Origin of the sequence: Salinibacterium sp. SWN139 (assembly GCF_015864625.1) — a bacterium.
GTDB lineage: Bacteria > Actinomycetota > Actinomycetes > Actinomycetales > Microbacteriaceae > Rhodoglobus.
The window spans coordinates 366,786-388,910 of the sequence record NZ_JADYWV010000002.1; the positions used below are offsets into that span (position 1 = coordinate 366,786).

The window sequence follows — 22,125 nt, forward strand, 5'->3', positions numbered from 1 at the left end:
CAGAGCGCCAGCGGCGCCACCACCGCGATACGCGCCCCTCAGCCGAAAGAAGAAACGCGCTAGCGCAGGCTATGTGCTTACCGTGCTCGCATTCCTGCTGCCGAGCGCAATCCCGCTGACCCTCTTCGTGCTTGGACCCATGGTCGCGGCCGCGTGGATTAGCTTCACCGAGTGGAACCTGATCACTCCGATGGAATTCATCGGATGGGAAAACTACCGTTCCCTTCTCGCCGACGAACGCACCGGGCAAGTCTTCCTGCACACCATCGGCTACATCGCCGGGTACCTGCCGCTCGTCTACATCGGGGGACTCGCGTTAGCGCTCGCGCTCAACCAAGCGCTCAAAGGGCGTTCGTTCTGGCGGGGCATCTACTTTCTGCCTGTCGTCACGAGTTGGATCGCCGTGGCCATTGTCTGGCGTTGGCTGCTTAACCCCAACAACGGTGTCGTCAACCTCGCGCTTGGCTGGTTCGGCATCGATGGCCCCGGTTGGTGGACCGACCCCGACTGGGCAATGGTCTCGATCATCCTTGCGAGCTCCTGGAAAGACCTCGGCTTCGTGATGGTCATCCTGCTCGCTGGGCTGCAGACGATCAACCCCGATCTGTATGACGCCGCCAAAGTCGATGGCGCTGGGGCGTGGAAGCGCTTCTTCAATGTCACGCTCCCGATGCTGAGCCCAAGCACGTTCTTTGTCATCGTGATCTCGCTGATCAATGGGTTCCAAGTCTTCGACCAGGTCTATGCAATGACGGGCGGCGGACCGGGCGGATCAACGCAGGTGGTCGTGCAGCAGATTTACGACCTCACATTCCGCTACGGCGCTGCGGGCGAAGCATCCGCCCTCTCCTGGTTGCTCTTCATCGTGATTCTCGCGGTTACCGTCATTCAAATTATTGGACAAAAGAGGTGGGTTCACTATGGCTAAGTCGCCGCGCACTCGCCCCCGGTCGATCGTCTTGCATGTCGTTGTCATCGCCGGCGCGATTGCGATGTTCTTCCCCTTCTTGTGGACGTTCATCACCTCGATCACTCCGGGCGCTGGGTTTTCCATCGCTCCACAGCTGTGGCCCGAAAACCCATCATTCGAGGCATACCAAACACTGTTTACGGAGCGACCATTCGGTCGGGTCGTCGCGAACAGTATTGGGCTCGCCCTCGTGACTACGCTGGCGCAACTTTTCACGAGTGCCACCGCTGCCTACGCCTTCAGTCGACTGCCGTTCCGCGGTCGCGGCGTTGTCTTCGCGGTCTACCTCGCCACCATGATGATTCCGCTCCAGGTGCTCATCGTGCCGCTCTTTGCTGAGCTCAAGGCATTCGGGTTGCTCGACACCTACCTCGGTGCGCTGCTCCCGACGTTTGCGAGCGCCTTTGGAATCTTCTTGCTTCGCCAGGCCGTGAATCAGGTTCCCCGAGAGCTTGATGAGGCGGCGAAGCTTGATGGTGCTGGTCACTTCCGAGTGTTTACCCAAATCATCATCCCGAACATCCGTCCAGCACTCGCAACGCTGACCGTATTCGCCTTCATGAGCAGTTGGAACGCGTTTTTGTGGCCACTCGTCGTGCTGCGCTCACCCGAGTTGCAGACACTGCCGATCGCTCTAGCGGGGCTTCAAGGTCAGTACACGACCGCGTGGGACGTCGTGATGGCCGGCTCGATCGTGAGCATCTTGCCGATGCTCGCGCTCTACATTTTCGCCCAAAAGTACATCATTCAGGGCGTCGCAAGCTCAGGGATCAAATAAGGCCCCGAGGCACCAGAGATCCATTCATAACCTGACATCAAAGGAGATATCTAGCATGAAACGTTCACTACTTGCTGCGGGAGGAATCGTCGGCGTCTCAGCACTGCTGTTGAGTGCCTGCGCCAGCGAACCTGCCGCCGAAGACGGCCCGGTCACCATCACCTACTCGAACTTCACCTCTTCGGGCGGCAACGAAGACAACCTTCAGACGATCGTTGACGCGTTCGAGGCAGAGAACCCCAACGTCACTGTTGACATCACGACGCTTCCCTACGGCGACTACTTCACAACCCTCCAAACCGACCTCGCGGCCGGGACAGTGGCGGATGTCGTCGACACCAACTACGACTTCTTTCCGCAGTTGGCTTCGAGCGGTTCACTCGCGCCTCTCGAAGTGACTAACCCCGAGTCATACCGTGAGTCGCTCATCGACGCGTATGCCGTTGACGGCACCAGTTACGGGCTGCCCAGTTCATTCTCCGATGTTGTGCTGTATTACAACGCTGACCTCTTCGATGCGGCCGGACTCGACTACCCAACGAGTAGCTGGACCTGGGCTGACGAGCAAGCGGCAGCAGAAGCTCTCACCGATTCCGCTAGCGGAACCTGGGGTGACCACCAGCCGGTGTCGTTCTACGAGTTCTACAAGGTGCTCGACCAGAACGGTGCATCGTTCTTGAGTGACGACGGAACCTCCGTCGCGTTCAATACCGCGGCAGGCATCGAGGCAGCCGAGTGGCTCACAGACAAGAGCGGCACTGTAATGCCCACGATTGAAGAGGGTCAGGGCACAGCAGACTTCGACACTAACCTGTTCCTCGAGGGCAAGCTCGGCATGATGCACTCCGGCATTTGGGTCTTCGGCGCACTCGCCGACGCACCATTCGCGTGGGACATCGCCGTTGAGCCTGGAAATACCCAACAGGCCAGCGCAGTGTTCTCTAACGCGGTCGGTGTGTCAGCAGCATCCGACCACATTGCCGAAGCAACCGCGTTTGCCGAATTCTTGACGTCGTCGCAGACAATGATCGATGTTCGTCTCGATAGCGGTTGGGAACTTCCTCCCACGAGCGACGAAGATCAACTCGCCGTCTACCTGACCAAGGACACTCCGGCTAACCGCCAGGCCGTCTTCGACTCGCTCGACACGATTGCGCTTACCCCACTGGTCGAGAACGGCCAGCAGGAGATGCAAGACATCGTCACCGAGGAACTGATCGAAGCACAGGCAGGACGCAAGTCAGTCGCCGACGCTCTGGCCAGTGCTGAAGAACGCATCAACGCCGTAATCGGATAGTACGTCTCCCGAGTGAGGCCCATCCCGTTGACGCGAGATGGGTCTCACTCCCAGCCGGCCCAGGAGGGCACTTCATGACTTCACGCCTGGACGACGAGTCACTCGCGTCGCTCGCAGCGCACAGCGTCGAGCTGATCTCCACGTTGCAGCACCCCAGCGGGGCGTACCCCGCCAGCCCTACCTTTTCGGCATACACCGGCTACTCCTGGTTTCGTGACGGTGCCTTCATCGCTGATGGCATGTCGAGCGCCAACGCCATTGAATCTGCCTCACGCTTCTTCGACTGGTGTGCGAGCATCCTTATCGCTCGCCGGGCCCAGATCGAGACCATCGAGCGAGCCGAAGCGGCAGGCACTCCGCTCGATAATTCCCAGATGCTTGCTACCCGTTTTACCTTCGATGGCGCCGAGGGCGACGACGACTGGTGGGACTTTCAAACCGACGGCTACGGCACGTGGATGTGGGCGGCAGTCGCGCACTCCCGGCGACACGGGCTCGGTCTTGAGCGGTGGCGTGAAGGCATCGAGCTTTCCGTCCGCTATCTGCTCGCGACGTGGGAGCGCCCCTGCTTTGACTGGTGGGAAGAGTTCGAGACCGAACGTCACGTGTCCACGCTCGGCTGCGTCATTGCGGGGCTGAGTGCTGCGGTATCCGCGGATGTGCTCCCCGCTGATATTGCCACCCGAGCGACGGTCGCCACGACCGCTGCCAGAGAGATCATCGAATTGGATGGTGTTCGCGACGGCCACCTCGTCAAATGGTTAGGGTCAGTTGCCGTCGACGGTTCCCTTGCCGCGCTCATCTCCCCGCTGGCCGTTGTGGATGGCGCGAGCGCTCTCGCCGCCGCTTCTACCGCGCGCATCGACCACGAACTCACGGTCGACGGTGGTGTGCATCGCTACCTCGGCGACACGTTCTATGGCGGTGGCCAATGGCCGCTACTCAGTTGCATGCTCGGCCTGGCCTATGCGGCCGGCGGAGATATTGCACGCGCACGCAACCAACTGGAGTGGGCGGCCAGCACGGTGACTGCGGAGGGATTCCTGCCAGAACAAGTCGACGATGACCTGCTTGATCCCCGCCGTGTTGCCGAATGGCAGGAACGCTGGGGGAGTGTGGCTACACCGCTGCTCTGGAGTCACGCAATGTATGTGCGCCTCGCCGTCGAGATTGGCGTGTACTCGCCACCAGCAGAGTGGCCGGCGTCAGTCGCGACCACCGAAAATAATTTCAGAAACGAAAGCGAGACCGACTAGTGCTGAGGCATAGACCACTGGGTTCGGGACATCCGTACTCTGTCGACACCGAACAACGTCACCCCGCCGTTCCGATTGCGGGCGAGGCCCTCCGGCTTGGCGTTCGTGCCACAGCGGATGTCGACGTTGTCACTCTCGAATGGGATGACGGACAGTCGGTCACCGACTTCGCCCTCGAGCGAGTGCAGCAGCGCTCGCGGGGTCAGGCCGTCGACGGCGGCCACCTCGCCTCGGCGCAAGCGAAACTGGCACGAACGAGCACCGGTTTCGCTGTTGATGTTTTCCAGCTCCGAGCAACGGCCCGGTATCGCTATCGGTTCGTCGGTGGCCCCACGGCAGCACCGCGCTCGCAGTCCACCCGCTGGTTCGACGTGCGAGTGGCCGGATGGCGCGCTGCGCCCGATTCGATCGTTACCGCTGACGAGACGGTTGGCCTTGTCGCCGGCAGCACCACTATTCTCGACGACGGCGAACGCATCCACCGGGTTCGGTTCGCACTGCGGCTCGACGAGCGCGAGCACGTCTCCGGCTTCGGCGAACGATTTGATGCCCTCGACCAGCGCGGTGCGAGCCTTGATTCGGTTGTTTTCGAGCAGTACAAGTCTCAGGGTGCGGAACGCAAGACGTACCTGCCGATGCCATTCGCTCACGTCATCGGCGCCCGCGGGTGGGGCTTTCATGTGCGCACCAGCAGACGTGTGTGGTTTGACGTAGCCGAGAGCAATGCCGGCCTGCTGTGGATCGAATCAGAGGTCGATTCGCCCAGTGACGCATCCGAAGTGCTGTCGGTTGGTGGCTATGCGGGAACGCCGGCGGAAGTTCTCGATCAGTTTCTCGGTGAGGTCGGGCGCCCCGAAGCGTTGCCGAGTTGGGTTCACCGTTTGTGGGCGAGCGGTAACGAATGGAACACTCAAGCCGAGGTCATGCGTCAAATGGATGCCCATCGGGAGCACGGCATCCCGGTCGGGTCTGTCGTTATCGAGGCATGGAGCGACGAAAGCACGTTCACGGTGTGGCGGGACGCGCACTACGCGCCGAACGACAGCGGTGGGCCGCTGCGGCTCAACGATTTCAGTTTTCCCGCGGAGGGTGCGTGGCCCGACCCGAAAGGCATGATCGACGAGCTGCATGATCGCGATGTGCGTGTGCTGCTGTGGCAGATCCCGCTCATCAAGATGCGCCCGCATCCCGTGGGTCAAGCCCGCTTTGATGCCGAGGGCGCGCAGCGAGACAACGTGCTCATTCAGGGTGAGACGCCGCGCGGTGCGCTCAAGCCGTACCGCAATCGTGGCTGGTGGTTCCCGCTCTCGCTGATGCCAGATCTCACCGACGAACGTTCTGCGCAGTGGTGGACGGAGAAACGTCGCTACCTCGTAGAGGACATGGGCGTCGACGGCTTCAAGACTGATGGTGGTGAGCACGCGTGGGGCTCTGAACTGCACTATCAGGATGGCCGCCGCGGCGACGAGAAGAACAACACCTTCCCGGTGCACTACGCCCGCGCCTACGGCGATCTCCTCAGGAGCGCTGGCAAAGCGCCGGTGACGTTCTCGCGCGCCGGGTTCACGGGATCGCAAGCCCATGGAGCTTTCTGGGCCGGAGACGAGAATTCCACGTGGGATGCCTTCCGCTGGTCGCTGTTCGCCGGGCTCAATGCGAGCGCGTGCGGCATCCTTTATTGGGGCTGGGATCTCGCTGGTTTCAGTGGCGACGTGCCCACGGCAGAGCTCTACGTTCGTTCACTCGCTGCCGCGGCCTTCGTGCCGATCATGCAGTACCACTCGGAGTTCAATCACCATCGATCACCGAGTCGTGATCGAACGCCCTGGAACATCGCCGAGCAATCGGGGGATGCGCGCGTGCTCGAGATGAGCCGCAGCATCGTCGAATTGCGCGAGCGTCTCGTGCCGTACCTCACCGCCGAGAGCGAGTGGGCGGTTTCTGCTGGCACGAACGTCATGCGGCCGCTGTTCTTCGACTGGCCCGACGATGAACGCCTCTGGGGACAACCGTTGCAGTGGATGCTCGGGCGCGACATTCTCGTATCGCCCGTGATCGACGAGGGCGCCACCGAACACACGGCGACTCTTCCTCGTGGCGGCTGGGTTTACGCGTTCACTGGCGAACGGGTCGCGGGCGGCAGCGTCGACACTCGCGCGGTGCCGTGGGATGAGGTGCCCGTGTATGTGCGGGCTGAGGCCTGGGATCGTCTGGCGCGTGTCTTTAAGAGCTAGACAGGAAGTGGTGTTCCTGAGGGCGATCGCACCGGGCAAGTGCATCGCAGCCGAATTCGGGGGAAGCTGCGAAGAGATCGCCCTCAGGACACCGTGCTAGGTGACGTCTAAGACTGAGGGGGCGCGACAAGCGCGACCCGCACTATTGTGCACGACCACTGGGGGTTAGCGAAAGGTTTTCACGATTTTTTGTGAAGCGAGCACAATAAATCGTCCTCAGGTGCAGTTTTGGTAGGAGTTTCGGACAATGCGTCCCTTGAGTTCGCGCGGTTGTGGCGCAAAAAACGCGGCAGTCTCCGAAAAGACTGCCGCGTTTCTGGCGTGACTGGGCGCCCAGTTGGGGCGCCGAGCGCAGTGGCGGTGCTGCGGGCTAGTTCAGTCCGCGACGGTTCAGTAGGGGCTGCAACTCGGCATCACGGCCGCGGAAGTCACGGAACGCTTCGAGCGGGTTCTTCGACCCGCCAACGCCGAGGAGCCGTGTACGGAAGCGGTCGCCGTTCGCCCGGGTGAGTCCACCATTTTCGGTGAACCACTCGACCGTGTCGGCATCCAACACTTCACTCCAAATGTAGGAGTAGTAGCCGGCGTCATAGGCCGAGTTCGCGAAGATGTGCTGAAAGTAGGTGCTCGAGTACCGGGGCGGCACCGCGGGGTTGTTGAGCCCGACCTCGGCCAACGCTTGCGCTTCGAACGCCGCGACATCCGTCACGTCGTCATCGGCGGTGATGCGGTGCCAAGCCTGGTCGATGAGGGCGGCAGCGAGGTATTCGCTCGTGAGGAACCCCTCGTTGAACGCGGCGCTGGCCTGGATGCGTTCCACAATCTCGCGGGGCATGGGTGCACCGGTCTCGTAGTGCTTGGCGTAGTTGTCGAGAACCTCGGGCCAGAGCATCCACATCTCGTTGACTTGGCTGGGGAACTCAACAAAGTCGCGGTAGGTGTTGGTTCCCGCAAACTTCGGGTACGTCACGCGAGCGAACAGGCCGTGCAGGGCGTGTCCAAACTCGTGGAACAGCGTGTTGACCTCGTCGTAGGTGAGGAGCGTGGTCTCACCCGCGGCGGGCTTCGGCACGTTGAGGTTGTTGGTGACGATCACTGGATGCCCGAGCAGGTCCGACTGCGAGATGAGTGAATTCATCCACGCTCCGCCGCGCTTCGAGTCGCGCGTGTAGAGGTCGAGAGTGTAGAGGCCGACCTCGCTGCCATCCTCGTTTGTGACCTCGAAGACACGAACGTCGGGGTGGTATGCCGGCAGGTCGCGACGTTCGGTAAAGGTGACGCCGTAAAGCTGGGTCGCCGCAAAGAACACTCCGTCGCGCAGCACGCGCTCGGCCTCAAAATAGGGGCGCATCTGGGTGGTGTCGACGTTGTACTGCTCGGCGCGCACCTTCTCGGCATAGAACGCCCAGTCAGCGGCGGTCACTTCGGTGCCCGCGAGCTTCTCTAACGCAGCGTGTTCTTCGCGAGCGTTGCGTGCCGCGGCAGGAGCGAGCTTGCCGAGCATGTCAGCGACTCGCTGCGGGTTTTGGGCTGTCTCGTCGGCGGTAACCCAGGCGGCATGGCTTTCGTAGCCGAGAAGGGCGGCGCGCTGCGAACGCACCTTCGCAATCTCCAATACTAGTTCGCGGTTATCGAACTTGCCACCGCGGATGCCACGCGAACGTGACGACGCCATCACCCGGCCGCGAACATCAGCATTCTTCAGCACCGAAAGGTGGGGCTGGTTCGTGGGCAGAATCAAGGTGATGAGGTATTTGCCCGTGAGTCCACGATCGTTGGCTGCACTGGCAGCCGCAGAAATCTCTGACGGCTCGAGACCATCAAGCTCCTGGATGCTGTCTACAACAATCGCAAGATCGTTGGTGTCGGCAAGCAGGTTCTTCTCAAACTTCGTGGTGAGAGTGGAGAGGCGCGAGTTGTAGTCGCGCAGGGTCGCTTTGGCGTCTTCGGAGAGGCCGGCGCCGGCGAGGGTGAACTCGGTGAAATAGCGCTCAACAAGGTAGCGGGCTTCGGCATCCAACTCGGTGTCGTCGAGGCCTTCACGGATGCTGCGAATGCGTTCGTAGAGCGCGCTGTTGAGGCTGATGGCGTCATTGTGCGCGGCAAGTTGGGGAGCGATGACTTCTTCGAGTGCATCTGAGGCTGCATCGCCATCGGCTGACGTCTTGTTGAAGAACACGGTGGCAACCCGGTTGAGCAGCTGGCCGCTCTTTTCGAGCGGGATCATCGTGTTCTCGAACGTGGGCGCGTCTGCCTGCGAGGTGATCGCTTCAATCTCTGCGAGCTGCTCTGCCATGCCTTTGTCGAAGGCCGGTGCGAAGTGCTCATCTTCGATATCGGCAAAGGGGGGCATGCCGAAGGGCAGCGTGCTGGGCTCAAAGAAAGGATTGGTCATGCATCCACTCTATTCTCGTCAGTATGACTAGCGAGCGTTATACCCATGGCCATCACGAGAGCGTGTTGAAATCACACACGTGGCGCACCATTGCCAACTCGGCGGCGTACTTCGAGCCGCACCTTGAGGCAGGGCGTTCGTTGCTTGATATCGGGTGTGGGCCGGGAACGATCACGGCCGAGTTTGCCGAACGACTTGCTCCTGGCCGTGTTGTGGGGCTGGATGCCGCTTCCGCAGCGATCGACAAAGCGTCGGCTTTCACCGCTGACAACCTCAGTTTTGTGGTGGGGGACGCGTATGCGCTGCCGTTCGAGGACAACACTTTTGATCTCGTGCATTCGCATCAGACTCTGCAACATTTGGGCGACCCGGTCGCGGCTCTTGCGGAGATGAAGCGGGTTGCCAAGCCGGGCGGGCTCATTGCGGTGCGTGATGTCGACTATGCGGGCACCATTTGCTTCCCTGCGCTGCCGGGGCTGAAGGTCTGGGCCGACCTCTACGACGCGGTGCACCGCAGCAATGGGGGAGAACCTAATGCGGGCCGGCGGCTGAAGTCGTGGGCGATGCAGGCCGGGTTGGCTGACGTCACCACGTCGGCATCGATCTGGAACTTTTCCGACGACGTCGACCGGGAGTGGTGGGGAAGCATGTGGGAGGCGCGGGTGCTCCAATCGGCTTTTGCCGAGGATGCTCTGAGCAAGTCGTTGGCGACTCCGGATGTGTTGCAGGAGATTAGCGCTGCGTGGCGCGAGTGGGCTGATTCGGCTGAGGGATGGATGGCGATGCCGCACGGGGAGATCCTGGCGCGCGTTTAGCGCCAGCATCGGGCGCCTCTAGCAGCCGATGCCGGTGGGGTTGGCGATGCAGTCTTGGTCGACGAGCACTGTGGTGGCGTGCCCGGCGGTCGCTGTGAGGGGCGGCGCGATGATGGTGAGGGTGCCGACGACGTTCTGCCAGCTGCTGCCGGCGACACGGTATTCGGCGGCGTAGGTGACGGCGAGGGTGATCGTGTAGTTGCCGGGTTCTTCGTAGACGTGGCTGGTGGGCGTGGGATCGAACTCGGTGATCCGGTATTTGTCCCAGGTTTTGCCGGGGTTGCTCGTGGTGGCGGTGCTGCCGTCGCCGTAGTCCCAGTTGTAGGCGATGGGGGTGAATCTGACTTGCGCGGTGCCACCGAAAAGGGTGCCGTCGACAACATGGGCGGATGTCGTGGCGTAGAAGTTGGTGTCGAGGCCGACGATCATCCACTGGTTGGGTTGCATCCCTGCGGCGGGGGCTTGTGGGCGAAAGCTGGCGATGTCCGAGATCGTGATGGGGCCGGTCTCGCCGTCGGCGTCCTCGGCCGGCGGAGTCCACGGCACGCATTCGATGCGCTGGAGGTCGCACCACGCTTCCTCGACGCTGTCGGGGGTGTCGTCGACGGCGATGTAGGTGCCGCCGTCGGTGTAGCCGTCGTAGCCTCCGCCACCTTCAGAACCGCCTGACGTTTGTGTGCCCTCGACGGCCACTCCACCTGAAATATAGGAACCGGTCAGGACGTCACCGTCGCTGGGTGTATCGGTCGGTGGCGCACCTGAGGTATTGGTAACTAGCAGAGAAGCCAGCACGAGGGCAGTTATGGTCGCGCTTAGCAATCTGGGTCCGTCCACACTGCGCGATGCGAGATCACAAGATGCTGGCGCTCTACGTCAAAATCAAAGCTGGCCTCAAACCTCACACGATCGCGACGGTCTGGCGGTACGAGCGATGTTCCAGCGCTATCCAGCAGATCGACGTCGGTGACGTCGTGGCACAAGTAGACAGAAATGATCTCCTTGTTTCCGCCGCTTACTGAATATCGTTGTAGAGACATCGAGTCGAACTTTGCGTTGCCGACGCTTCTTCGGCCTTCTGCTGCGATCGCTTCGAAGCCTTCTACGGAGATGTCGGCAAATTCCCCACTTGTGACTTCAAGAATTCTCTCTGCAGAGACGCCGCCCTCGTTCAGAATCGTGTCGGAAACCCGGAGATACTCCTCATAAGCCTCCTCAGCAGCAGCCAGCGCCTCTTCGTCGCTGGCGTAGGGCGCAACGAAGGTTGCGGTCGGCTGGGGCGGTGCTAGTTCGTCGGTGACGCATCCGCTGAGCGACGCTACGAGGAGCGCACCGATCGAGAGGGTGACGAGATTCGGTAGCCGCATATATTGACGCTAAACGTCGCCCGGGGCGTGAGGCCTTAACTATCCACAGCGAGGAGTAGCTGTTGCTGGCTCCGCGCGGGGCACGCGACCGCCTGCGAGAGGCGGGACCGCAGGCGCGGAGCGGGCAACAATCAATGTGGCTAGGAGCTAGTCGAGGCTAGGAGGCAGCTTCTTCTACGGAAACGCTGCCGTCCGCACTCTGGCGCACGATGGTACCGTCGTCGAGTTCGGCGACAGGACGCGATTCGAGCCACGTGAGGGTCCATCGCCACGCGCTCGTATCGAGGTGGGCGACATCCGCTTCAACGCCGGCGATCGCTTCGCGCATTTCTGCGGAAAGACGATCGGGCACGGCGTCTCCGACCGACCATCGTGTGCCGAGCTGCACTACACGCTCTTTTCGTACAAGATCCACGACGTGCGGTCCGCGACCTTGTCGTAGAGGCGCTTGGCGCTGTCGTTCTCCTTGTTGGTGATCCAGCGGAGCTTTCCGCCACCATCTTCTGCCGCACGCGCAGCGATGTCGTCAATGATCGTTCCGGCCACTCCGGCACCACGGTGCTCAGGGTCGACGTAAAGGTCATCCATAAACCAGCCCCACGAAGCAGTGAAAGTGTCGGGCAGACGACGGTAGAGACCAAAGGCACACACAATTCCGGGATCGGGTGCGCCCTCAGGAGCTACAGCGACGACCGCATTGAGCTGTGCTGAGTCATCCATGAGCCATTCCCAGACACCCTGAACGATGGCATCGGTGAACTCGGTTTCGTAGAACACTCCGTAGTTGACGAAGTGGTCTTTCCACACTTCGAAATCGGTTTCTTGAATATCGCGAACGGTGTACGAAGGCTTCTCTGAGTTCGTCATTTACTCAACAATACGCGGTTTTGGGGTTCGACGCCGAACTCAACGCCGAACCCTCGGTAGACCTTTAGACCGAAGCTTCGGGTGTCGCTTCAACCAAAACGATGTCGCGAACCTCAATCTCTTCCGCTTCAACAATCGTGAGGTCATGGATGCGACCCACAGCCTTCAAATCGTCGATGGCCGCAGCGATCAGGGCTGGTCCCGCGAGGGTAGCCGAGGTCACTTCGGTCTTCTGCGAAGCCTTCGCGTCTGTTTTAGCGCGTCGGATGCTGATGAGCGCTTGGCTAACCGCGTGGAACAGTCCGCTCGGCTCTGCCGTAACACCGAGTTCGTCGGCGGTAGGCCACGAAGCGGAATGCACTGAGGTGTCGTGCGTCCAGCGCCAGACCTCTTCCGTAGCGAACGGAAGGTACGGCGCGAACAAGCGCAAGAAAACATCGATCGCGGTGTGCAGGGCACGGTTAGCGCTGGCCTGAGCTTCGGGAGTTCCCGCCCCATAAGCGCGTTCTTTCACGAGCTCGAGGTAGTCATCGCAGAAGGTCCAGAAGAACTTCTCCGTGACTTCAAGTGCTTTGGCGTGATCGAAATTATCCAGAGCAGTGGTGGCCTGGTCAACGACCGACGCGAGTTCGGCGAGCATTTCGAGATCCAGAGCCTCGGTAACAACTGCATCCGACGCGGTCGCCGATGCTGCAGGCGCCGGGAACGAGTAAACGAACTTCGACGCGTTCAAGACCTTGATCGCGAGTCGGCGACCGATCTTGATCTGCTTCGGGTTCTGCGGGTCAAAGGCCGCGTCAGTACCGAGGCGACTGGATGCTGCCCAGTAGCGCACCGCATCCGAACCGTGGTCATCGAGCATGCCCTTGGGCGTCACAACGTTGCCCTTGGACTTCGACATCTTCTTGCGGTCGGGGTCAACGATGAAGCCAGAGATGCCGGCGTTGCGCCACGGCACAGTGCCGTGCTCGAGTTCAGAACGCAGCGCGGTCGAGAACAACCACGTGCGAATGATGTCTTGGCCTTGGCTGCGCAGCGAGTAGGGGAATACGAGGTTGAAGAGCTCGGGGTCGGTCTCCCAACCACCAGCAATCTGCGGGGTCAGGGATGACGTTGCCCACGTATCCATGATGTCGAGTTCGCCCTCGAAGCCACCGGGAACACCACGCTGGTCTTCCGTGTAGCCGGGAGCGGTGTCGGAGGACGGGTCGATCGGCAGCGAAGCCTCGCTGGGAACGATCGGGGCACCCTTTTCACCATCAGCGTCGAGCTCGTACCAGACGGGGATCGGCACACCGAAGAAGCGCTGGCGCGAAATGAGCCAGTCGCCCGTGAGGCCGCCAACCCAGTTGTCGTAGCGAACCCGCATGTGGTCGGGGACGAAATTGATCTGCTCGCCCGCCTCAAGTAGGCGGTTACGCAGCTTCTCGTCGCGCGCACCATTGGTGATGTACCACTGGCGCGTCGAAATAATCTCGAGAGGCTTGTCGCCCTTTTCGAAGAACTTCACCTGGTGCTGAATCGGCTTGGCATCGCCGATCATTTCGCCCGACTCCTTGAGCAGAGCAACCATGGCAGCCTTCGCGCTGAAGACCGTCTTGCCCGCGAGCTCGGCGTAGGCAGCCTGAGCGGCGTCGCCCACAATGACATCGGGAGCGTCGGCAATGATGCGACCGTCGGCACCGATGATGGTGCGGTTCGGAAGATCGAGTTCACGCCACCACACAACGTCGGTGACGTCACCGAACGTACAAATCATCGCGATGCCCGAACCCTTGTCTTGCTGAGCAAGGTGGTGGGCCAGAATCGGAACCTCAACACCGAAGATTGGCGTCGTGACCATCGTGCCGAAGAGGTGCTTGTAGCGCTCGTCATCGGGGTGAGCCACGAGAGCGACACAGGCCGGCAGAAGCTCGGGGCGGGTCGTCTCGATGTGGATGTCGTCGCCATCCGCCTGGTGGAAAGCAAGACGGTGGTAGGCGGCAGGCTGCTCTTTGTCTTCGAGCTCAGCCTGAGCAACAGCGGTGCGGAACGTGACATCCCACAGCGTCGGAGCGAACGCCTGGTAGGCCTCGCCGCGGTCAAGGTTGCGCAAGAATGCACGCTGAGCGGCACGCTGAGCGTCATCACCAATGGTGCGGTAGGTGAGGTTCCAGTCAACGCTCAGACCAAGCTGGCGCCAGAGGTCTTCGAACTGCTTTTCGTCTTCGGCGGTCAGCGTCTCGCACAGTTGAACGAAGTTGCGACGAGAAATCGGCAACTGCGCGGCAGCCTTCGTCGACTTGCCTTCGCCGCCTTGCTGAGGAGGCTCGAAGCCTTCGTCATAGGGGAGCGTGGGGTCGCAGCGCACACCGTAGTAGTTCTGAACCCGACGCTCGGTGGGCAGACCATTGTCATCCCACCCCATCGGATAGAAGATCTCTTTGCCGCGCATGCGCTGGAAGCGAGTAACCAGATCCATGTGGGTGTAGCTGAAGACGTGGCCAATGTGCAGGCTGCCGGATGCCGTTGGCGGGGGAGTGTCGACCGAGAATACGCAGTCAGACCCCTCAGCAAGCGCCTTCTGGCGATCGAACCGGTAGGTGCCCTCGTTCTCCCACACGGGAGCCCACTTGTCTTCGAGGCCTTCTAGGGCAGGTTTTTCGGGAACGCTCGACGACATAATTACTCCGGTTCGATATGTGCGGCACCGAGTCAAAGAAGAGGTGCCTGAGTGTGAGGTGTAGTACCAATCGTAACGGACAGCGTCGCATGAGGTCGCGCCGCGCGAGGACGTCTAGTTCTTTGTCACCGTGACTGTTTTGTGGGTGAGGTTTCCCGCACCATCCTCTAGCGTCACCGTATAAATCTCGGTCTCGTTGCTGCACTGGTAATCAAAGGTATACGTCGCGGTGGTGGGAACTTCTTCATACGGCTCCTCCTTCGCGTTGGTGGTGCGCACCCCAAACCACGCCATGGTCGCGTTGGCGCTACTCCACGCGAAAGTGAGCTGACTTGTTGGGTTCGCGTCGGTGCAGTTTGCACTGGTAGGCGCGCTGAAGGTGGCGAAGGACGGACTCGCGGTTGCGGGCGGCGGAGCAGTCGTCGGCTCAGCACTCGGCTCGGCTTCCTCCACGGCAGAAGCGCTGGGCGTGGGAGTCTCGCTCGGTGTGGCCGAAGGGCTTTCCGTTGGCACCGGCGTGATGTCGCCACCAGACCCGCGAGAGAACAGCAACGTCAGCATGATGACGACCGCGATCAGCAGCACCCCACCAATGATCGACAGGATAATGAGGAGCTTGCGAGACTTGGGCTGCGGAGATGTCGGAGGATCGATCGGTGGCTCCCCGCCACTAGGAGGTGGGGCTGCTCCCGCCGGCTCAAACCGCACCGTGGGCGCGTCACCATTTTGAGCATCGAAACGTTTGGTGGGTTGATCGTCACTCATGGCTTAGCTCCAGGATGGGGGATCATGCAAGCAGTCCAGCGTGGCTGAAGCCTAACCCCACGCCTCGCTCCTGTCGAGAGGATCTCAGCAATCGCGCAGCTCAGCGATCGTGTGGTGAGAAAGGCACGAGCGCGGTGTCGAACGCGCGGTCCACGAAGGGGGCGAGTCGTCCGCGCTGCGGGCCAGCGTTGGCCCACTCTTGGGCAGCCGAGACGACACACGCGATGAGAGCGTAGGCCTGCGTGCGCGCGGTCGCCGCACCCACCCCGTGGCGCTCGAGGAAGCCACTCAGTAGGCGAGCCTGAGTCGCAAAGCGGCTCATTGCAGACGCCTGCAGTTCCGTCGCGCTACCGATCAGGTCGTACTGGGTGAGCACAAAAGGCACGTGGCGCGATTCCAGCTCGGCCAGCGAACGCAACATCGCCTGACGGATAGCGAGCGGGGCGGATGACGCGTCGCCGGCGTCGGTCGGCTGATCAGCCAGCGCCGCCCTCAGTCGCTCGGTCGCGGCATCCAGCTCAACCCAAAATACTTCGCCTTTAGCGTCGAAATAGTTGAAGAACGTGTTGCGGCTCACCCCGGCGCGGGTAGCAATCTGATCGACGGTGGTGCCGGTGTAGCCGTTCTCGAGAAACAACTCGAAGGCAGCCTCTTGCAGGAGTTCGCGGGATGCGGCGGGCGGGCGGCCACGGGTGGGAGTGCGGGGAGGCGTCACCGCATCATCCTCTCACTCGCGGGAGGGCCGCAATCAACGACCGGGTATACGGATGCTGTGGTGCGATAAAGATTTCATCCGTCGGGCCCGTCTCCACAATGCGGCCCTCGTTGATGACGGCGACGCGGTCACTCATGTGGCGAATCACGCCGAGATCGTGAGAGATGAAGAGGTAACTAAGGTGCAGGTGGCGCTGCAGCTCGTCGAGCAGATTCAGCACGCGGGCCTGAGTGGAAACATCCAGTGACGACACTGGCTCGTCGCAGAGGATCGTCTGCGGCCCCGGCGCGAGCGCGCGAGCAATTGCTACCCGCTGGCGCTGGCCACCCGACAAGAGCAGCGGGCGACGGTTCTTCACCGCGCGAGGCAGCCCGACAGCATCGAGCAATTCGTCTGGAGTCGTCAGCGATTGGTGGTTTGCGGATGCTCCAGCGCTCAACGCATCGGTGAGGATGTGCTCGACGCTCAAGCGAGGATCGAACGAGCTCAAGGCATCCTGATAGATGGCACCCAGCGTTGGACGCAGCGGGCGGCGCTCGCGGGAACTCAGCGACCCCCACTCGTGGCCCGCGAGCAGCACTTCGCCGCTGTCGGCCGTCTCCAGTCCAAGGGCGATGCGCGCGATGGTGGTTTTGCCGGAGCCAGACTGACCGACAAGGCCCAGAGTGGTGCCGGAAGTGAGCGTGAGAGAAACGTTGTCGAGCGCCTGAATTGCCGCCCCGTGCGGGGTGGGATAGTGGCGAGATACCCCGCGCAGTTCGAGCGCGGGTAGCGGTGAACCAGCAGCCGTGGCCGTGGCAGCAGCCGCCGTGGTAGCAGCCCCGGCGCTCGCGGAAGTGTCGGGGAGTGTGACGGCCTCGGCATCCGACGGCAACGCCAGCAGCGTTCCTCGCGGCACGTCAACCGGAATCGCCGCCAACAGCTGCTGGGTTGCCGCCGTTGTGGGCGCTCGCAGCAACGCCTTCGTTTCGCCGGTCTCGACGATGCGGCCGGCGCTCATCACGGCCACGCGGTCGGCAATGCGCGAGACAACAGCGAGGTCGTGGGTGATGAGGATCATGGCGGTGCCGCTATTGCGCAGTGACGACAGCAAGTCGAGCACGCGAGCTTGCACCGTGACGTCGAGAGCGGTGGTGGGCTCGTCGGCAATGATGAGGGCAGGGCCAGCGGCAATTCCGGCGGCGATGAGCGCGCGCTGGCGCAGTCCGCCCGAGAGCTCGCCCGAGCGTTGCCGGGCTCGCAAGGCAGCGTCGGGAATGCCCACGGCGTCCAACAGCTCGAGCACGCGAGCCTGACGTCCGCGCTGGCTGAGGGTGGTGTGTAACCGCAGCACATCATCGATTTCGCGGCCGACCGGGCGCAGAGGGTCGAGCGACACGAGCGCATCCTGCAGCACCAGCCCAATGGATGCTCCGCGAATCGTTCGCCACCGTCGAGCACCGGGTGCCGGAAGGCTTTCTCCCGCCAGACTCAACTCGCTGAAGCTCACGTGGGCTCCGGCGGGCGCAAGCCCGAGCAGGGAACGAGCCGTAACGCTCTTGCCCGAGCCCGACTCTCCGACAATGGCGAGACATTCGCCGGCGGCGACGTCAAAGCTCACGCTATCAACGGCCGGGCGGGCGGTGCGGTCGAAGTGCACGCTGAGGTTGCTCACGCGCAGGAGCGGGGTGGCGGTCATCCGCGGGCCTCCTGACGGGTGCGAGCGTTGAGGGCGCGACCGAGCACGGTGAAGGATGCAGCGGTCGCGACGATGGCGAGACCGGGGAAGACCGTGAGCCACCAGGCGACGTCAATGTAGGTGCGGCCGCCCGAGAGCATGGCTCCCCATTCGGCGGCGGGCGGGGCGACTCCGAGGCCGAGGAACCCGAGCGATGACGCCCACACGATGGCTTGACCAACGCCGAGGGTGCCGAGCACGAAAATGGGGGAGAGCGCCCCGGGCAGAATGTGTTGCCACACGATGCGGGCTCGTGAGTGGCCCAGAACTGTCGCGGCCTCCACGTAGCTGGCGCTGCGCACGCTCCGAAGTTGGCTGCGGATAATGCGGGCGTAGCCGGGCGCGGTCGAGAGCCCAACCGCCACCGTTGAGGTGACAACGCCGGGCCCCGCAATGGCAATGAACACGAGCGCGAGCAGCAGGCCGGGAAGAGCGAACATCACCTCAACAATGCGCGTGCTCACGAAGTCGCCAAGCCTGCTGCCGAGGCCGCCGAGCAGGCCGAGAATGAGCGCAAGGCCCAGCCCGACCGCGGTGGCGGCAATTCCGATGAGCAGGGAGTTTCCGGCTCCGAAAACGACACGGGTGTACACATCGCGACCGGACTCGTCGGTGCCGAAGAAGTGGGCAGCCGATGGTGACTGGAACGCTTCGGCGGGGGCAACGGCATCCGGGTCAGCGGTCGTGATGAGCTGCGGCGCGAGAGCAGCGGTCAGAATAAGCGCAAGTACGGCCAGCGCGATGATGACGCCCGTGTTGCGCAGTAATCCGCGGCGACCCCGGATGCCGTCCGCGCGTCCCGAAGGCTGCGAGAGACGGCCAGCCAAGATTTCGGTCATCGTGCTGCCACCTCCGTCACGCGCGGATCGACGATGCGGTCAACGGCATCCGTCGCGATTGTCACCAGGATGAAGGTCAGCGCGGAGAGGAGGGCGACGGCGGTGACGACGGGGATGTCGCGAATGGTGACAGCGTTGAGGAGTGTTCGGCCGAGGCCGGGACGGGCAAAGATCGTTTCGACGACCACGGCGCCGCTCAGGAGCGAGCCGAAGGCCCAGCCGGAGAGCGAGATGCCGGGAAGGGCTGCGTGCCGCAGAACGTGCCGGAGTCGCACGCCCCACTCGCTCTCGCCGCGAGCGCGCGCTGACAGCACGAAGGGCTGCTCGTAGGCGTTCGCGAGAGACTCGCGCATCACTTGGCCGAGGAAGCCTGTGAGAGGCAGAGCAAGGGTGAGCACGGGCAGCACGAGCCCGAGCGGACCGGGCACGCTAATCGGCGGAAGCCAGTGCAACGTATTGCTCAGCAAAATGATGAGCAGCGATGCCAACCAGAAATGCGGAACGGCAGCGGCCAGCAGTTCGAGCCCGGAGCCCAACGCGCGTGCAACGCGACCGCGACCGCTCGTAGCCAGCGTGAGGGTAAGGGCACCAAGCCAGGCCACCACGAGAGAAACGATCGTGAGCACGAGCGTCGACCAGAGTTGCGTCAGCACATAGGGAGCCACCGCGACCTTGAGCGCGTAAGACGTGCCGAAGTCAGCAACGGCGAGCTTGCCCATCGCCAGAAAATACTGAACGATCAGCGGCTGGTCGAGGCCATAGTCGGCGCGAATCTGAGCCACCGCTTCGGCGGACGCTTGAGAACCAGGGCCGCCCAGAATTGCATCCACCGGATCGCCCGGAATCAACCGCAGCGCAAAGAAAATGACCGTCGCGACCGCCCATAAAACAAACACGCCGCCGCCCACCCGGCGCGCGATCCACCCCAGCGACCGCAATCGCGTCGCTGGGGTGGAGACACTCGCTGCTGCAGGAGCGTCAGTCGAAACCGTCACAGAGGGCGTTCCTTTAGTTGCTCAACCACGCATCGTAGAACGTGGGGGCGGCGACCGGCGGTAGGGCTCGGAAGCCCTTGACACTCGTGCTGTAGAGGTAGTGGTTCTGCTGGTCGTACAGGGGCAGAACGTAGAAGCCGCCAACAATGATCGACTGAGCCTCGGCGTATAGTTCTTGGCGCTCGCCGGCGTCCGAGACTTCGCTAGCGGTTGTCAGAATCTCATCGAGAGCGGGGTCGCTCAGCTGGGCGAGGTTCGCGTAGTACCCGCTCGGCGCCGGGATGATCGAGTCTGAGTGGTACAGGATGCGCAGCACGTCAGCGCCGACCTTCGTGTACGGAGCGCTCACGAGGTTGTACTCGTTCGTGAACAGAGCGCCGTACCAGGACGACAAATCTGTCGGCTGCAGGATGACCTCAAAACCGACGTCCTTCGCTGAGGCCTGAATCTGCTCAAACAGGGACTGCTCTGCCGGGATCGACTGGTTCGTGCTGATCGGGAACGTCAGGCTCAGGCGCTCGCCGTCTTTCGTGCGGTAACCGTCGGAGTCGATCGTGTCCCAGCCTGCCTCGTCGAGCAGCGTCTTCGCCGCGTCCGGGTCCGTAGTGAACACATCGGGCGTCGAGATGCCCGCAGGCTCGACACTCGAGAGCACGGAGTACGAACGCTCGGCCGTTCCGAAGAACAGGCTCTCGATGCCGGGGTTCACATCCACGGACCGGATGAAGGCTTCGCGCACCCGGATGTCGTCGAACGGTGCCTTGCCCGAGTTCAGTTCGATGCGGTTGGCGGCGCCGGGGCGCGGTGCATCGAGCTCTTCGATGGTCGCCACATCGGCGGCAGACGAGATGTTGTTGGGCTGCGCGTTGTCGATCACGTCAACGTCGCCCGACTGGAGGGCGGCATAGCGCGTGGCGGCATCCGGAATGAAACGCCATTCAATGGCGTCGAGACGGGCCGCACCGGTGTGCTCGGCGTCAGCGGGAGCCGAGTTGTAATCCTCGTTGCGTTCGAGGGTGACCGACTGCTGCTTGACCCAATCGGTCACGATGAAGGGGCCGGTGCCGACCGGGCTTTCGCAGTTGGTGGCTTGGTCGCGTTCGAGCGCGGTGGGGGATTGGATGCTCACCCACGGCTGCGAGAACGATTCGAGTAGCGCGCTATCCGGTGCTGACAGGGTGAAGCGCACCTGATCGGCGGCGACGGCTTCGATGCCGTCAATCTTGCCCACGGCGAGGTAGCCCGTTGAGGAAGCGGTGTCGGGGTCTTTCAAGTGCTCGATGTTCGCTTTGACGGCCTCTGCGTCGAAGGGGGTGCCGTCCGTGAAGTTCACATCGTCTCGCAGCGTGAAGTCCCACGTGAGCCCGTCGTCGCTCTCGATCCAATCGGTCGCGAGCCACGGAATGATCTCCCCGTCGCTGTTCTTCGAGACGAGCGATTCAAGGTACTGAGTGCTGATGAGTCCCTGCGGGTAGTTGCCGCCGACGTGCGGGTCGAGACAGCCGGGCTCGGCATCGCCGGTCGCGTAAACGAGCGTACCGCCATCAACGGGCTCAGCAGTCGGTTCGCTGGCCGCTGTGCAGCCGGCAAGAAGTGCGGCACTGGCCGCAATCGAGAGGGGGACGAGCAGGATGCGGGGCGCGTTCACGGGGATCCTTTTGTGAGGGAGGAATGCTGCTCGGATGCGAGCCTCTCAATTATTGTTGAACTGAGTACATTAAGTCCAACTGGGCAAAAAACCGGGCCGGTGTGCCTGAGCACAACCGACCCGGTTGGTGAAGCTAAACGACCCTGAAGGGGTGTGCCTTAGTTCTGCTTGCGCGAGAACTTGGTGGCGATCTTCCACGTGGTGGGGATCACGGCTGCGGCGATGCCGGCCTTGATGAGTCCACCGATAATGAAGGGGTAGAGGCCCCAAGCGAGAACCTGCTCGAGCGTGCCGCCGGTCACGAGGGCTAGCCACGTGAGACCGAAAGCGAACGTGACGACGGTGCCGCCGACGAACGAGAGCGCAGCGCCGAGGAACTTCTTGTCCCAGTCGCGCTGAGCGAGCCAGCCGGTGAAGGCAGCGGCGAAGATGAAACCGACGATGTAACCACCGGTGGTGCCCGCGAGAACGCTGAGCCCAGAGGATGCTTCGCTGAAGACGGGGAGCCCAACCAGACCAAGGAGTGCGTACAGCGCCATCGAGATCGCACCACGCGTTGCACCGAGCGACGCACCAACAAGCAGCACAGCGAGCGTCTGGCCTGTGATCGGCACGGGGTACAGCGGCACAACAACCTGGGCCATCACAGCAGTAAGAGCGGCACCGGCGGCAACGAGCGTGATGTCAGTGGCGAGGCTACGAGAAAAGACGGTGTCGGCGAGCGTGGGCCGGCCGAGGGTCAAAGTGAGAGTCGACACGCGACGCTCCTTTCCTTTGTCTGCGAACTGTGAAGAGCCCTACCTGAATA

19 protein-coding genes are annotated in these 22,125 nt (G+C 62.3%); 6 read left to right on the top strand and 13 right to left on the bottom strand.

All coding sequences use genetic code 11. The features are described from left to right. Positions 1–73 precede the first annotated feature (73 nt). From I6E74_RS06945 to I6E74_RS06965, 5 genes are all read left to right on the top strand, one after another. A complete protein-coding gene (locus I6E74_RS06945; RefSeq protein ID WP_307784410.1) occupies positions 74–928 on the top strand; it encodes a sugar ABC transporter permease in 855 nt (284 codons plus the stop codon). Then, the gene (locus tag I6E74_RS06950; protein WP_197124248.1) at positions 921–1,748 is read left to right on the top strand and encodes a carbohydrate ABC transporter permease; all 828 of its coding nucleotides are present in this window, start codon (positions 921–923) and stop codon (positions 1,746–1,748) included. The genes I6E74_RS06945 and I6E74_RS06950 overlap by 8 nt, the downstream gene beginning before the upstream one ends. A 55-nt stretch (positions 1,749–1,803) precedes the next feature. After that, on the top strand, positions 1,804–3,045 hold the full coding sequence (locus I6E74_RS06955) for a sugar ABC transporter substrate-binding protein (RefSeq protein WP_197124249.1): 1,242 nt from the start codon (positions 1,804–1,806) through the stop codon (positions 3,043–3,045). Positions 3,046–3,119: 74 nt separating this feature from the next. Further along, the gene (locus I6E74_RS06960; protein WP_197124250.1) at positions 3,120–4,301 is read left to right on the top strand and encodes a glycoside hydrolase family 15 protein; all 1,182 of its coding nucleotides are present in this window, start codon (positions 3,120–3,122) and stop codon (positions 4,299–4,301) included. Next, the gene (locus tag I6E74_RS06965; RefSeq protein WP_197124251.1) at positions 4,301–6,535 is read left to right on the top strand and encodes a TIM-barrel domain-containing protein; all 2,235 of its coding nucleotides are present in this window, start codon (positions 4,301–4,303) and stop codon (positions 6,533–6,535) included. The genes I6E74_RS06960 and I6E74_RS06965 overlap by 1 nt, the downstream gene beginning before the upstream one ends. 370 nt (positions 6,536–6,905) lie before the next feature. On the opposite strand, the gene I6E74_RS06970 is transcribed toward I6E74_RS06965, so the two are convergent. Further along, positions 6,906–8,930, bottom strand: coding sequence for a M3 family metallopeptidase (locus tag I6E74_RS06970; RefSeq protein WP_197124252.1), 2,025 nt, complete (start codon positions 8,928–8,930; stop codon positions 6,906–6,908). Between the two features lie 23 nt (positions 8,931–8,953). On the opposite strand from I6E74_RS06970, the gene I6E74_RS06975 reads away from it, so the two are divergent. Next, positions 8,954–9,745, top strand: a complete 792-nt coding sequence (locus I6E74_RS06975) for a class I SAM-dependent methyltransferase (RefSeq protein WP_197124253.1) — start codon at positions 8,954–8,956, stop codon at positions 9,743–9,745. Between the two features lie 18 nt (positions 9,746–9,763). Here the strand turns inward: I6E74_RS06975 and I6E74_RS06980 are convergent, their stop codons facing one another. The 12 genes from I6E74_RS06980 to I6E74_RS07035 all read right to left on the bottom strand — a co-directional run bounded on the left by I6E74_RS06980 (position 9,764) and on the right by I6E74_RS07035 (position 22,075). Beyond that, a complete protein-coding gene (locus tag I6E74_RS06980; RefSeq protein WP_307784411.1) occupies positions 9,764–10,537 on the bottom strand; it encodes a PKD domain-containing protein in 774 nt (257 codons plus the stop codon). Positions 10,538–10,557: 20 nt separating this feature from the next. Continuing rightward, positions 10,558–11,109 carry a hypothetical protein gene (locus I6E74_RS06985; RefSeq protein ID WP_197124254.1) on the bottom strand — a complete coding sequence of 184 codons (552 nt, stop codon included), beginning with the start codon at positions 11,107–11,109 and terminating at the stop codon, positions 10,558–10,560. 157 nt (positions 11,110–11,266) lie between these two features. Beyond that, positions 11,267–11,497: a hypothetical protein gene (locus I6E74_RS06990; protein WP_197124255.1), complete on the bottom strand. Its 231-nt coding sequence runs from the start codon at positions 11,495–11,497 to the stop codon at positions 11,267–11,269. Next, the gene (locus I6E74_RS06995) at positions 11,497–11,976 is read right to left on the bottom strand and encodes a GNAT family N-acetyltransferase (RefSeq protein WP_197124097.1); all 480 of its coding nucleotides are present in this window, start codon (positions 11,974–11,976) and stop codon (positions 11,497–11,499) included. The genes I6E74_RS06990 and I6E74_RS06995 overlap by 1 nt, the downstream gene beginning before the upstream one ends. Positions 11,977–12,040: 64 nt before the next feature. Continuing rightward, complete coding sequence (valS, locus tag I6E74_RS07000; protein ID WP_197124257.1) at positions 12,041–14,638, bottom strand: valine--tRNA ligase; 2,598 nt, start codon at positions 14,636–14,638, stop codon at positions 12,041–12,043. Between the two features lie 114 nt (positions 14,639–14,752). Next, entirely contained in the window at positions 14,753–15,403 is a 651-nt protein-coding gene (locus tag I6E74_RS07005) for a hypothetical protein (RefSeq protein WP_197124259.1), read from the bottom strand. Between the two features lie 100 nt (positions 15,404–15,503). After that, positions 15,504–16,118, bottom strand: coding sequence for a TetR/AcrR family transcriptional regulator (locus tag I6E74_RS07010; protein ID WP_197124261.1), 615 nt, complete (start codon positions 16,116–16,118; stop codon positions 15,504–15,506). 4 nt (positions 16,119–16,122) lie between these two features. Beyond that, positions 16,123–17,796, bottom strand: a complete 1,674-nt coding sequence (gene nikE, locus I6E74_RS07015; protein ID WP_197124263.1) for an ABC transporter ATP-binding protein — start codon at positions 17,794–17,796, stop codon at positions 16,123–16,125. Further along, entirely contained in the window at positions 17,793–18,674 is an 882-nt protein-coding gene (locus I6E74_RS07020; RefSeq protein ID WP_197124265.1) for an ABC transporter permease, read from the bottom strand. The genes nikE and I6E74_RS07020 overlap by 4 nt, the downstream gene beginning before the upstream one ends. Then, positions 18,671–19,669 (bottom strand): ABC transporter permease, encoded by a 999-nt coding sequence (locus tag I6E74_RS07025; protein ID WP_197124267.1) that lies wholly within the window; start codon positions 19,667–19,669, stop codon positions 18,671–18,673. Before I6E74_RS07025 ends, I6E74_RS07020 begins: the two co-directional genes overlap by 4 nt. Positions 19,670–19,682: 13 nt before the next feature. Beyond that, positions 19,683–21,317 (bottom strand): ABC transporter substrate-binding protein, encoded by a 1,635-nt coding sequence (locus tag I6E74_RS07030; RefSeq protein ID WP_197124269.1) that lies wholly within the window; start codon positions 21,315–21,317, stop codon positions 19,683–19,685. 158 nt (positions 21,318–21,475) lie between these two features. Then, positions 21,476–22,075 carry a biotin transporter BioY gene (locus I6E74_RS07035; RefSeq protein ID WP_197124271.1) on the bottom strand — a complete coding sequence of 200 codons (600 nt, stop codon included), beginning with the start codon at positions 22,073–22,075 and terminating at the stop codon, positions 21,476–21,478. Positions 22,076–22,125: the final 50 nt, after the last annotated feature.